Source organism: Curtobacterium sp. VKM Ac-1395, assembly GCF_015350975.1.
Classification (GTDB): Bacteria; Actinomycetota; Actinomycetes; order Actinomycetales; family Microbacteriaceae; genus Curtobacterium.
The window spans coordinates 691,731-703,153 of sequence record NZ_JADKRX010000002.1; the positions used below are offsets into that span (position 1 = coordinate 691,731).

Annotated in this window: 11 protein-coding genes; 8 read left to right on the forward strand and 3 right to left on the reverse strand. The window is 72.0% G+C overall.

All coding sequences use genetic code 11. The features are described from left to right. Positions 1-81: 81 nt before the first annotated feature. The gene (locus ITJ68_RS07875; protein WP_194660680.1) at positions 82-609 is read right to left on the reverse strand and encodes a GNAT family N-acetyltransferase; all 528 of its coding nucleotides are present in this window, start codon (positions 607-609) and stop codon (positions 82-84) included. Here ITJ68_RS07875 and ITJ68_RS07880 point away from each other — a divergent pair. Genes ITJ68_RS07880 through ITJ68_RS07890 form a run of 3 tightly spaced genes read left to right on the forward strand, consistent with a single transcriptional unit; the run spans position 608 to position 2,803 of the window. Further along, the gene (locus ITJ68_RS07880) at positions 608-1,324 is read left to right on the forward strand and encodes a helix-turn-helix domain-containing protein (protein WP_194660681.1); all 717 of its coding nucleotides are present in this window, start codon (positions 608-610) and stop codon (positions 1,322-1,324) included. The genes ITJ68_RS07875 and ITJ68_RS07880 overlap by 2 nt on opposite strands. Positions 1,325-1,333: 9 nt before the next feature. Then, a complete protein-coding gene (locus ITJ68_RS07885) occupies positions 1,334-1,822 on the forward strand; it encodes a ribose-5-phosphate isomerase (RefSeq protein WP_194660682.1) in 489 nt (162 codons plus the stop codon). 51 nt (positions 1,823-1,873) lie between these two features. Beyond that, positions 1,874-2,803 carry an Fpg/Nei family DNA glycosylase gene (locus ITJ68_RS07890; RefSeq protein WP_194660683.1) on the forward strand — a complete coding sequence of 310 codons (930 nt, stop codon included), beginning with the start codon at positions 1,874-1,876 and terminating at the stop codon, positions 2,801-2,803. Between the two features lie 9 nt (positions 2,804-2,812). Here the strand turns inward: ITJ68_RS07890 and ITJ68_RS07895 are convergent, their stop codons facing one another. Further along, on the reverse strand, positions 2,813-4,282 hold the full coding sequence (locus tag ITJ68_RS07895; RefSeq protein ID WP_194660684.1) for an amidohydrolase: 1,470 nt from the start codon (positions 4,280-4,282) through the stop codon (positions 2,813-2,815). Next, a complete protein-coding gene (locus tag ITJ68_RS07900; protein WP_194660685.1) occupies positions 4,279-4,956 on the reverse strand; it encodes an FMN-binding negative transcriptional regulator in 678 nt (225 codons plus the stop codon). Before ITJ68_RS07900 ends, ITJ68_RS07895 begins: the two co-directional genes overlap by 4 nt. Before the next feature lie 183 nt (positions 4,957-5,139). Between ITJ68_RS07900 and ITJ68_RS07905 the strand changes: the two genes are divergently transcribed. From ITJ68_RS07905 to ITJ68_RS07925, 5 genes are read left to right on the forward strand one after another with little or no spacing between them, the layout of a single operon-like run. Next, positions 5,140-6,726 (forward strand): peptide ABC transporter substrate-binding protein, encoded by a 1,587-nt coding sequence (locus ITJ68_RS07905; protein ID WP_194660686.1) that lies wholly within the window; start codon positions 5,140-5,142, stop codon positions 6,724-6,726. 7 nt (positions 6,727-6,733) lie between these two features. Next, positions 6,734-8,137 carry a M14 family zinc carboxypeptidase gene (locus ITJ68_RS07910; RefSeq protein ID WP_194660687.1) on the forward strand — a complete coding sequence of 468 codons (1,404 nt, stop codon included), beginning with the start codon at positions 6,734-6,736 and terminating at the stop codon, positions 8,135-8,137. Then, positions 8,137-9,078: an ABC transporter permease gene (locus ITJ68_RS07915; RefSeq protein ID WP_194629019.1), complete on the forward strand. Its 942-nt coding sequence runs from the start codon at positions 8,137-8,139 to the stop codon at positions 9,076-9,078. The genes ITJ68_RS07910 and ITJ68_RS07915 overlap by 1 nt, the downstream gene beginning before the upstream one ends. Further along, positions 9,075-9,965, forward strand: a complete 891-nt coding sequence (locus tag ITJ68_RS07920; protein WP_194660688.1) for an ABC transporter permease — start codon at positions 9,075-9,077, stop codon at positions 9,963-9,965. The genes ITJ68_RS07915 and ITJ68_RS07920 overlap by 4 nt, the downstream gene beginning before the upstream one ends. Positions 9,966-10,005: 40 nt before the next feature. After that, positions 10,006-11,421 carry a serine hydrolase gene (locus tag ITJ68_RS07925; RefSeq protein ID WP_323743249.1) on the forward strand — a complete coding sequence of 472 codons (1,416 nt, stop codon included), beginning with the start codon at positions 10,006-10,008 and terminating at the stop codon, positions 11,419-11,421. The last annotated feature ends 2 nt before the right edge of the window (positions 11,422-11,423 follow it).

An 11,423-nucleotide genomic window follows, 5' to 3' on the forward strand; every position in this document is an offset into this window, starting at 1 on the left:
CGGGTTCCGGAGGCCGCAGGGTGTCCGCCGGGCCGAGACTCGGGCGCGCGGCGGCGGTGCGCGCGGCGGTGCCGCGCGGCGTCAGGCCAGGGGCAGGCGCATCAGGGTGAGGTCCCACCAGCGGTCGAACTTGCGCCCGACCTCGGGGAGCACGGCCGCGACCTCGAACCCGAGGCGCTCGTGCAGCGCGATCGACCCCGTGTTCGAGCTGCAGATGCCGGCCATCATCACGTGCAGGTCCTGCTCCCGGGCGTGGGCCACCAGTGCGCGCATGAGCGTCGACGCGATGCCACGGCCCCGGAACGCCGGCACCACGTACACGCTGTGCTCGACCGTGAACCGGTAGCCCTCGAGCGGCCGGAACGGTGCGTACGACACGTAACCGGCGACCGCCCCGTCGACCTCGGCCACGAAGACCGGCAGCCCGGCCGCCCGACGCTCGGCGAGCCACCCGTCGAACCACGTCCGCGGGTTCGGCCGGTCCTGCCAGACGGCCGTCGTGTGCAGGACCGCGTCGACGTGCAGCGCGTGGACGACGTCGAGGTCGTCCGGCTGGCAGTCCCGGACCGTGACCGCCCCCGGCTCACCCGTCGCATATGCTGTCGTCATGTCTCAGATCGTAGACGACTCGGCACCGGAAGCGGAACCCGACGCCGGAGCCGGACCGGAACCCGACGCCGGACTGGAACCCGCTACTGGAACCGGACCGGAACCCGCGGACGCCGCCGACCAGCGCCGCCTCGGGGCTCGGCTGCACGCGCTGCGGGACGACCGGCGGTGGAGTCTCACCGAGCTCGCCGAGGCGTCCGGCGTCTCCCGCGCGATGATCAACCGCGTCGAGCGCGGGGTGTCCAGTCCGACGGCCACCATCCTCGGGCGGCTGTCCGGCGCGTTCGGGCTCACGGTCTCCCAGCTGCTCGACGGGTCCCACGAGACGCACGCGCACGACGAGCCGGAGCCCGGCAGCCCCGACGACGCGACCGGCGTGCAGCGCGCCGCGACCGCCGACCACTGGACGGACCCCGAGACCGGGTACCGCCGTCGTCCGCTCGCCAGTGCGGACTTCCCCGTGGACGTGACCGAGGTGCGTCTCCCGGCCGGGGCTGCCGTGACCTACCCGGCGGCCGCGTACGCCTTCGTCCGGCACTGCATCTGGGTCGTCGACGGCGAGCTCCAGCTCGTCGTCGGCGGCGAGCCGGTCGTGCTCGCGGCCGGCGACCGGATCGAGCTCGGCGACCCCGCCGAGGTGACCTACCGGAACGACGGCGAGACCGCGTGCCGGTACGTGGTGGTGGTGGCGAGGGTCGCTCGCGGCCGGGAATAGGATCAGTCCATGCGCATCCACCTCGGAACGGACCACGCCGGCCTCGAGTTCGCCAAGACCCTCGCCTCGCACCTCGCCGAGGCCGGACACGAGGTCGTCGACCACGGTCCGACCGCGTACGACGCGCTCGACGACTACCCCTCGTTCTGCATCAACGCCGCACACGCGGTCGTCGCGGACCAGCGCGCGGGCGTCCAGGCGCTCGGCGTCGTCTTCGGCGGGTCGGGCAACGGCGAGGCGATGGCCGCGAACAAGGTCGAGGGCGTCCGGGCAGCGCTCGTGTGGAACGAGTCCACCGCGCTCCTGGCCCGGCAGCACAACGACGCCAACGTCATCTCGCTCGGTGCCCGCCAGCACACCGAGGCCGAGGTCATCGAATTCGTGGACCTGTTCATCGCCGAGCCGTTCTCCGGCGAGGAACGCCACGCCCGCCGCATCGCGCAGCTCGCCGAGTACGAGCAGACCGGCACCATCGCCGGCAAGCAGGTCGACGCGTAGCAGGCCGTCGGGGGACACCGACCGTCAGCGGCACCGGGTAGAACAGGACCCATGCCCGAGGGTCACTCCGTCCACCGAATCGCCAACCAGTTCACCCGGCACTTCGTCGGCAAGCGCTGCGAGGTCTCCAGCCCCCAGGGCCGCTTCGCCGCGGGGGCCGAGCAGCTCGACGGCAAGACGCTCGTCGCGGCGCGGGCCGTCGGCAAGCAGATGTTCCTCGAGTTCGAGGACGACCTGTTCCTCCGCGTCCACCTCGGCCTGTACGGCGCGTGGGACTTCGCCGGCGTGATCTCCACCGCCGAGGCCCTGTCGGACGACGACGACCGGGAGGAGTCGTTGTCCTCCATCGGCGCCCCGCGGCTCGCCCGCTACCGGATGGCCGAGCAGGAGAAGACCGAGGACCCGATCGAGGCCTTCCCGCCGGACCCCGTCGGCCAGGTGCGCGTGCGGCTGTTGACCGAGGACACCGTCGCCGACCTCCGCGGCCCGACGAAGTGCGTCGTGGAGACTCCGACCGAGGTCCAGCAGGCCCTCGACAAGCTCGGCCCAGACCCGATGAACGACGACGGCCCCGAGGCCGAGAAGGTCTTCGTGGAGAACGTCCGGAAGCGCAACGTCGCGATCGGGCAGCTCCTGATGGACCAGTCCGTGGTGAGCGGCATCGGCAACATCTACCGCGCTGAGCTGCTGTTCCGACAGCGCATCGACCCGTACAAGGTGGGCAAGAAGATCACCGTCAAGCAGGCCGAGGCGCTCTGGGCCGACTGGTCGAAGCTGCTGCACGACGGTGTCCGCGACGGTCTGATGATGACGATGGACGGCCTGTCCGCCGCCGACCACAAGAAGGCCCTGCGGTCCCGGAAGGACCGCCACTGGGTGTACCACCGTCAGGGTGAGCCCTGCCGGGTGTGCGGCACCGAGATCCGGATCGCGGACATGGCCGGCCGCAAGCTCTACTGGTGCCCGAAGGACCAGAAGTAGGGCCTGCCGTCACAGGTCCAGGTGCGTCCACCGCCCGGCGATCGCGGTGCCGAGCACTCGCATGGACCGCAGCGCGGCCGAGGACGCGGCGAGCGGGTCCGCCTCGGTGAGCACGAGGTCCGCGACGTCCCCGACAGCCACGGAGACCCGTCCGTCGGTCGACCCCCGCCAAGCGGCGAGCGCCGACATCCGCTCGGCGGGGTGCCACGGCTCGCGGCCGTCACGGTCCCGCCCGACGGCCGCGGCGAGCGACACCCACGGGTCGAGCGGCGCCACCGGGGCGTCCGACCCGAGGAGCACCTGGGCTCCCGCACGGACCAGGGACGCGAACGCGAAGGCCCGGTCGGTGTCGCCCGCCCAGTGCCGGTCGGCGATGTCCCGGTCGTCCATCGCGTGCTCCGGCTGCACCGACGCGGCGACGCCGAGGCGGGCGAACCGCTCGACGTCGGTGTCCACGAGCAGCTGGGCGTGTTCGATCGTGCCGCGGGCGCCGACGGCTTCGAAGACGTCGAGCGCCAGGGTGTTCGCCCGGTCGCCGATGGCGTGGACCGCCGGCGTGAGTCCGGCGTCGACGGCCCGGCGGGTGATCGCGACGAGGTCGTCGAAGGCCCAGGCGAGCGAGCCCGACCCGTCCACGAGCGCTGCCGTCCGCGTCCCGAGGGAGCCGTCGGTGATCACCTTGAACGGCCCCATCGTGAGCAGGCCGCGGGTGCCCTCGACGACGTCGCCGGTGCGGAGCCCGCGGGCGATGACGTCGGACAGCTCCGTCGCGTACACGCCAGACGCCACCCGGAGTGCGTCCGTCCCGCCGTGGATGCGGCGCACCCAGCGGTCCAGCCCGAAGCGCATCTCGAGGTCGACGACCCGGGTCACGCCGCGGGCGGCAGCGGCCTCGGCGGCGTCCGCGACGTAGCCGTCGAGCACGGCGTCCGGCACGGTGGAGAGCGCGCCGGTGACGTCGAACGCGTCCTGCTCGCGCAGGACGCCGTCCTCGCCGGCATCGAGCGGCCGTCCGAGGACCTGGCCGAAGTGGGCGAGTGCGCTGGTGCTGCACCAGACGGCGTGCAGGTCCGCGCTGATGACGACGGTCGGGAGGCTCGGTGCGGCCGCGTCGAGCAGCGCGCGTCGGGCGGGGCGCGGCCAGAGACCGTCCCGGTAGCCGTGGCCGACGAGGACCGGGTCCGCCACCCCGGTGCAGGCGACGTCGGCGAGGAGGTCGGCAGTCGCCTCGGCGGAGTCGCAGCCGGTGACGTCGACGCGCCGCCGGACGAGCGCCCACTGGTCGAAGTGCGTGTGGTGGTCGACGAGCCCGGGGCCGAGCCAGGCCCCGCCGGCGTCGACGACCTCGGTGTCGGGACCCGACGGTGCCAGCGTGCCGGCGGGGGTGATCGTGGTGACGACACCGTCGGCGACCAGCACGTCGGCCGGGGTGCCGGAGGTGCCCACGCGGCGGACGGAACGGAGCAGGACGGCGCTCATCGTGCCTCCCGTCCGGCGACCGTGACGGCGGGCGACTCGGCACCGACGCCGGGCCGGACCCGCTCCATCTCGTCGGCGAGCGCCGGCGAGGCGTAGGGCCCGTCGCCGCGCAGTCCCGCGATGACGTCGTCGACCACGGCCGGGGCCTTGTTCTGGGACAGCTTGGCGCGGGCGTCGAAGCGGGTGACCCGGATGCGGATGCCCACGGTGCCCTTCGCCATGCGCCTGGCGGTGTCCTCGTCGACCTGCAGGGAGACGGGGTCGGACATCACCCGTTCGAAGTGGTCGACGAGTTCGCCGAGGACGCGGAAGTTCTCCTCGTCGGACAGGATCTCCGGTGTCCCCCAGAGGTGCGCGGTGACGTGGTTCCACGTCGGGACGAACTGGGCTGCCGGGTACCAGGCGGGGGAGACGTAGCCGTGGGGGCCCTGCACGATGACGAGCACCTCGTGCTGCCCGAGTTCGTGGGCCTGTTCGTCGGGACGTCCGACGTGCGAGACGAGCACGAGCTGGTCGGGGTCCTCGTCGGGACCGGGTGCCTCGAGCACGAAGGGGTAGTGCGAGGCCACGAGTCCGGCGTCCGTGTGCGACACGATCGTCGCCCACGGGTTGTCGTCGACGAGCCGCTTCACCTCGGCGACGTCGGTCATCAGGAAGTGCGGTGTGTGGCGCATGTCCCGAGCGTGGCACACCGGCCCAGGCTCGCGCGACAGGTGTCGTTTCGCGGGTGTTTCTGCCTGGTAAAAGTTTCAGAGTCGATTGAAAGAAGCCTTGCGGTCGGGATTCGACCGGGCCTAGCTTTCCGGACAACGACGACCGGGCAGTGGACCGGACGCACCCGATCGAAGGAGTTGTCCATGCGACGCAGGACGATCGCCGCGCTCGCCGCGGCTGCCACGGTGGCCCTGGTCGCGACCGGCTGCTCGGCGAGCGGCACCGCCGACCCCGCCGCGGACGCGAGCCTGGTGTACGCCACCGGTGAGCCCGACCACCTGACGCCCGGGCGGCAGACGGTGGCCTTCGACCAGGTGATGAGCCTGTTCGCCCCGCTGACCCAGACGGACGCGAAGGGCGAACTCCACGACGTCGCCGCGAAGAGCGTCGAGAGCGACGACGCCACCACGTGGACGATCACGCTCCGCGACGGGTGGGAGTTCCAGAACGGCGAGGCCGTCACCCCCGAGAGCTACGTCAAGGCCTGGAACCACGTCGCCTACGGCCCGAACGCCTGGGAGAACAGCGGCCAGCTCGCGTCGATCGTCGGGTACTCGGACCTGAACCCGGCGAAGGGCACCCCGACGACGAAGGAGATGTCGGGGCTGAAGGTCACCGGCAAGGACACCTTCACGGTCACCCTGACCCACGCGGACAGTCAGTTCCCACTGCAGCTCAGCCAGGCGCAGACGGCGTTCTACCCGATGCCGTCCGCCGCGTACGACGACCTGAAGGCGTACGACAAGAAGCCGATCGGCAACGGCCCCTACAAGATGTCGAAGGCCTGGAAGGCGAACCAGGAGTTCACCGTCACGGCCTGGAAGGGCTACGAGGGCGCGAAGCCCGCGACCCCGAACGTCACCTTCCGCAGCTACTCCGACATGAACACCGCGTACACCGACGTCCTCGCCGGGAACGCCGACGTGCTCTTCCTGCCGACGGACAAGATGACGAGCGCGAAGGACGACTTCGGCGACCGGCTGCACTCCTTCGACGCCCCCGGCATCGACTACCTCGGCTTCCCGCTGTGGGACGAGCGCTACTCCGACCCCGACGTCCGCCGCGCGATCTCGATGTCGATCGACCGCGACCAGGTCAACAAGGCCATCTACGGCGGCCTGTACGACCCGGCGACCGCGCTCACCCCGCCGTCGATGTCCGGGACGAAGGAGGGCATCTGCGGCGAGGCCTGCGAGTTCGACCCGGCAGCGGCCAAGCAGCTCCTGGCGAAGGCCGGCGGGTTCGACGGCAGCATCGAGATCGTCTACCCGGGCGGCAACGGCCTCGACTCGCTCTACCAGGCGTACGCGAACCAGATCCGGCAGAACCTCGGGGTCGACGCCGAGGCGAAGGCCACCACCGACTGGGCCTCGTACTACTCCGAGCTGACGGACAAGACCGTCAAGGGCCCGCACTTCGGCCACTGGGGCGCGCTCTACATCAGCCAGCAGAACACCCTCCGCGCCCTGTTCACCACGGCTGGCGGCTGCGCACCCTGCACGGGCTACTACCAGGACGACGAGGTCGACTCGCTGCTCGCGAAGGCCGACTCCGCCGGCACCCAGGCCGAGGCGAACGAGTACTACACGAAGACGCAGGAGGCCGTGCTCGAGGACTTCCCGGTCGTCCCCACCTTCTTCGACAAGTACTCCTACGTCACCAGCGACAAGATCGCGGAGCTCCCCGCGGTCGCCGGCAGCCCGGTGGTCGCGAAGATCGCCGTGAAGTAGGGCCCGCATGGACAGCGACACCATCCTGCGGCTCGTCCGCGAGGTCCCCGACCACGACGGCTTCCCGCTCGTCGACGACCTGCACGCCCGGTTCGACGCGCTCGCCGCGGCCCACCCGGACCGGGTCACGGTCACCAGGATCGGCACCAGCCGCCTCGGCGAACCCCTGCACAGCTACCGCATCGGCACCGGGTCGCACGCCGCCGTCATCGTCGGCGGCGTGCACCCGAACGAACCGATCGGCTCGTGGACGGCGCTGCACCTCGCCGAGACGATGCTCGGCGACGACGCGGAGGCCACGGCGCTCGACGTCACCTGGCACATCGTCCCGACGATCGACCCGGACGGCATGCGGCTCAACGAGGCCTGGTTCCACGACCCGTACGACCGGGTCTTCTACTCGCGGCACTTCTACCGGCCGGCTCCGGACAGCCAGGTGGAGTGGACGTTCCCGAACAACCACAAGTCGGTGTACTTCGACCAGGTGCTGCCGGAGACGCTCGCGTTCATGCGGCTCATCGACGACACCGAACCGGAGCTGCTGGTGTCGTTGCACAACGGGGAGATGGGCGGCGTCTACTACTACCTCTCCGAGGACCTGCCCGACGTGATCGACGTGCTGCACGCGGTGCCCCGGGCGCTCGGGCTGCCGCTCGACACCGGGGAGCCGGAGTCGCCACACCTGCGAGAGCTCGCCCCGGCGGTGTTCGCGATGGACGGGGTGGAGGAGGTCCACGACTACCTCGAGGGCCTCGGTGTCGACCCCGCCGAGCACATCCACGGGGCGTCCAGCGCCGCGTGGGCCCTCCGTCACGGCGCACTGTGCATGGTGGCCGAGCTGCCGTACTGGAGCCACCCCGACGCCGACGACCAGACCCCGACCGACGAGTCCTACGCGGACCTGCTCCGGCGGTGCGCGGACGACCTCGGCGGCTCCGGGGCCGAGCTCCAGCGGGTCCTCGACGCCGCGTCGCCGATGCTGACGATCGAGACGCCCTTCCTGCAGGGCTCGCGGGCCTTCATCCCGATGCTCACCGCGACCCCGGAGACCGACCGTGCCCGGGCCGAGCGCGAACCGGCGGACCGGATGGCCACCGTCGCCGAGCGCTTCGGCTGCGAGGACCTGGTGCGCTGCTTCCGGCTCCGCTACGGCGGCATGCTGCTCCGCGCGCTCGAGGCGGAGACCACCGCCGGCACGGCGTCCGCGCCGCTCCGGCGGCTCCGCGACGACCTCGCGGAGCGGTACGCGCTCTGGCAGGCGGGCGCGGTGACCGACGCCGCGCCGATCCCGGTGGGGACGCTGGTGGGGGTGCAGTACGGGGCGATCCTCGCCTGCGCGAGCCACGTGGCGGACCCGGCACGCGCCTCCCGTCCGGCCATGGTCGCCACACAGCGGTCGGGAGGCGCGTGATGCGTCCGACGCTCGCCGTCGGCCGGCGACTCGGCGGCCTGGTCATCGTCTTCCTCGGGGTGACCTTCCTGATCTACGCGATGACCTTCGCGCTGCCCGGTGACCCGATCCGGGCGCTCGGCGGCGACCGGCCGCTCAGCGAGTCGGTCGTGCGGGCGCTCCGTGCCGAGTACCACCTGGACCAGCCGCTGTGGCTGCAGTACGTGCAGTACGTCGGCGGGCTGTTCCGCGGCGACTTCGGCACCGACTTCACCGGGCAGCCCGTCGCGGCACAGATGGCCTCGCGCTGGCCGGTGACGATCACGCTCGCCCTCACCGCGTGGGCGCTGGAGATCGTCCTGGGCATCGGGCTCGGGGTGTTGTCGGCGCTCAAGCGCGGCACGGTGCTCGACAAGACCGTCCTCGTCGGCACGATCGTCGTCGGAGCCGTCCCGGTCTTCGTGCTCGGCGTCGCCCTGCAGCTCGTGTTCTCGGTCCGGCTGCACTGGTTCCCCGTCGCGGGCGCCACCGCCGGCTGGCCGACCGCGTACGTGCTGCCCGCGTTCGTCATCGCGCTGTTCGGCCTGGCCGCGGTGTCCCGGCTCACCAGGACCTCGATGATCGAGACCCTCGACGCCGACTACGTCCGGACCGCCCGCGCGAAGGGCCTGACGCCCGGCCGGGTCGTCGGGGTGCACGTGATGCGCAACTCGCTCATCCCGACCGCGACGTACCTGGCGACCGACCTCGGCTACCTGATGGGCGGCACGGTGATCATCGAGGGCATCTTCAACCTGCCCGGCGTCGGGAACCTGCTGTTCCAGGGCATCCGCTCGCACGAGGGTGCCGTCGTCGTCGGGATCTCCACCGCCCTCATCCTGGTGTTCCTCGTCACGAGCGTGCTCGTCGACCTGCTGCACGCCGCCCTCGACCCGCGCGTCCGATCGGGAGCCGCCGCATGACCACCTCCGCCCTCGCCGCGACCGTCGACCCCGTCGTCGGGGTCAAGCGCCGCCCCCTCGCCGCCGCGGCCCGCACCCCGGGGTTCTGGGTGCCCGCGTCGGTCCTCGTCCTCGTGCTGGCGATCGCCGCGTTCCCGCAGCTGTTCGCCGGGCTGTTCGGCCACGGCGACCCCCGCGTCTGCGACCTCGGCCGGAGCGGGGACGGCTCCGCCGCCGGGCACCCGTTCGGCTTCGACCTGCAGGGCTGCGACGTGTACGCCAACGTCGTGTACGGCACCCGCTCGTCGATCGCCGTCGCGGTGCTCACCACCGTGCTCGCGGGCATGGTCGCCGTCGTCGTGGGGACCGTCGCGGGCATGGTCGGCGGCTGGGTCGACGCCGTGCTCGCCCGCCTGACCGACGTGTTCCTCGGCTTCCCGTTCCTGCTCGGCGCCGTCGTGGTGCTCAACAGCGTCGGGGAGCGGTCGGTGCTCACCGTGTCGCTCGTGCTCGCGCTGTTCGGGTGGCCGACGATGGCCCGGCTCGTCCGGTCGAGCGTCCGCGGGGTCCGGAACGCCGAGTTCGTCCTGGCCGCCCGCACGATGGGGCTCTCCACGTGGCGGATCACCACCCGGTACGTGCTGCCGTCGTCGATCTCGCCGCTGCTCGTCCTCGCCACGATCACCGTCGGCGGCGTCATCGTGTCCGAGTCGTCGCTGACCTACCTCGGCATCGGCCTCGAGAGCCCGGCGATCTCGTGGGGGCTGCAGCTCTCCGCCGCCACCAGCCAGTTCCTGCGCGCCCCGCACATGCTCGTCGCACCCGCGGCGTTCCTCGCCGTCACCGTGCTCGCCGTCATCGCGCTCGGTGACACCCTGCGGGCCGCACTCGACCCGCGTCGCCGCTGACGCCGGACTCGAACCCCCTGCTCTCCTGGAAGGAACCACCGTGACCGACACCGAGGCCACCCGCACCGCCTACCGCACGACGCTGCCCACCATCCGCGACTGGGTCGCGTACAAGGTCTGGCAGCTGCGGGTGCCCGGCGTGCAGGTCGCGATCGGGTACCAGGGCGAGGAGCTGTTCTCCGAGGCGTGGGGCCACGCCGACGTCGAGGCCGGCCGCCGCCTGACGACGAACGACCTGTTCCGCATCGCCTCGCACTCCAAGACCTTCACGTCGACGGCGCTGCTGCTCCTCGCCGAACGGGGCTCCCTGCGGCTCGACGACACCGTCGGCACCTACGTCCCCGCACTCGTCGAGGGCGGGTCGCCGATCGCCGACGCCATCGTCCGCGAGCTGATGGAGATGGGCGCCGGTGTGATCCGCGACGGCCACGACGGCGACTACTGGTCCCTCGCCCGGCCGTTCCCGGACGAGGACGAGCTCCTCGCGCTGGTGCTCGACCGCGGGCAGAAGGTGCCGACGGGCTCCTCGTTCAACTACTCCAACCTCGGGTACTCGCTCCTCGGGCTCGTCATCGCCGCGGCGTCCGGGCGGAGCTACAACGACTACGTGCGCCAGGAGATCGTCGAACCGCTCGGCCTGCGGAACACCGGGCCCGACTGGGACCCGTCGCGCGAGGACGACTTCGTGGTCGGCTACTCCGGCTTCCACGTCGCACGGCACCGGCAGCGCATCGCCCACGTCGACACCCGGGCGATGGCCGCGGCGACCGGCTTCCACGGCACCGCGTCCGACCTGGTCAAGTACTTCTCCGCGCACGTGCTCGGGCAGGGCGAGCTGCTGAGCGACCACTCCAAGCGCCTGGCGCAGCGGAAGTCGTGGAGCGCCTCCGACGAGGACCCGGCAGCCCGCGGCTACGGTGCCGGCTTCATCGTCGACCGGATCAACGGGCGCGAGGTCCGCGGCCACTCCGGCGGCTTCCCCGGCCACATCACCCAGTCGCTGTTCGACCCCGAGTCCGGCCTGGTCGTCTCCGTGATGACGAGCTCGGCCGCCGGCCCCGCGACGCTCCTCGCCACCGGGATCGTCAACCTGCTCGACGCCGCTGCCGACAGGGCAGCGCCCGGCGCCGTCGTCACCGAGGACGTCGCCGCGCGGTACACCGGCCGCTACGCCAACCCGTGGGGCGTCACCGACGTCGTCCGGGTCGGCGACCGGCTGCTCGCGATCGACCCCTCCGGCCTCGACCCGATGGAGTCGCCCACCCGGCTCGAGGTCGTCGACGCGGACACGCTCCGGATGACCCACGGCAACCGCTTCGGCTCCGTCGACGAGGACATCGTGTTCACCCGCGACGCCGACGGCACCGTCACCGGCATCCGCGGCAGCGGCGGCATGAGCGAGGAGCCGTGGGCGATCCCCGACGAGGCTCCGGAGGTCGCGGCCGGGCTCGCATAGCC

What these genes read in the sequence shown, in the direction of transcription:
- ITJ68_RS07880 (WP_194660681.1), top strand. Translation starts at nt 608, where the DNA reads ATGTCTCAGATCGTAGACGACTCGGCACCGGAAGCGGAACCCGACGCC.
- ITJ68_RS07875 (WP_194660680.1), bottom strand. Translation starts at nt 609, where the DNA reads ATGACGACAGCATATGCGACGGGTGAGCCGGGGGCGGTCACGGTCCGG.
- ITJ68_RS07885 (WP_194660682.1), top strand. Translation starts at nt 1,334, where the DNA reads ATGCGCATCCACCTCGGAACGGACCACGCCGGCCTCGAGTTCGCCAAG.
- ITJ68_RS07890 (WP_194660683.1), top strand. Translation starts at nt 1,874, where the DNA reads ATGCCCGAGGGTCACTCCGTCCACCGAATCGCCAACCAGTTCACCCGG.
- ITJ68_RS07895 (WP_194660684.1), bottom strand. Translation starts at nt 4,282, where the DNA reads ATGAGCGCCGTCCTGCTCCGTTCCGTCCGCCGCGTGGGCACCTCCGGC.
- ITJ68_RS07900 (WP_194660685.1), bottom strand. Translation starts at nt 4,956, where the DNA reads ATGCGCCACACACCGCACTTCCTGATGACCGACGTCGCCGAGGTGAAG.
- ITJ68_RS07905 (WP_194660686.1), top strand. Translation starts at nt 5,140, where the DNA reads ATGCGACGCAGGACGATCGCCGCGCTCGCCGCGGCTGCCACGGTGGCC.
- ITJ68_RS07910 (WP_194660687.1), top strand. Translation starts at nt 6,734, where the DNA reads ATGGACAGCGACACCATCCTGCGGCTCGTCCGCGAGGTCCCCGACCAC.
- ITJ68_RS07915 (WP_194629019.1), top strand. Translation starts at nt 8,137, where the DNA reads ATGCGTCCGACGCTCGCCGTCGGCCGGCGACTCGGCGGCCTGGTCATC.
- ITJ68_RS07920 (WP_194660688.1), top strand. Translation starts at nt 9,075, where the DNA reads ATGACCACCTCCGCCCTCGCCGCGACCGTCGACCCCGTCGTCGGGGTC.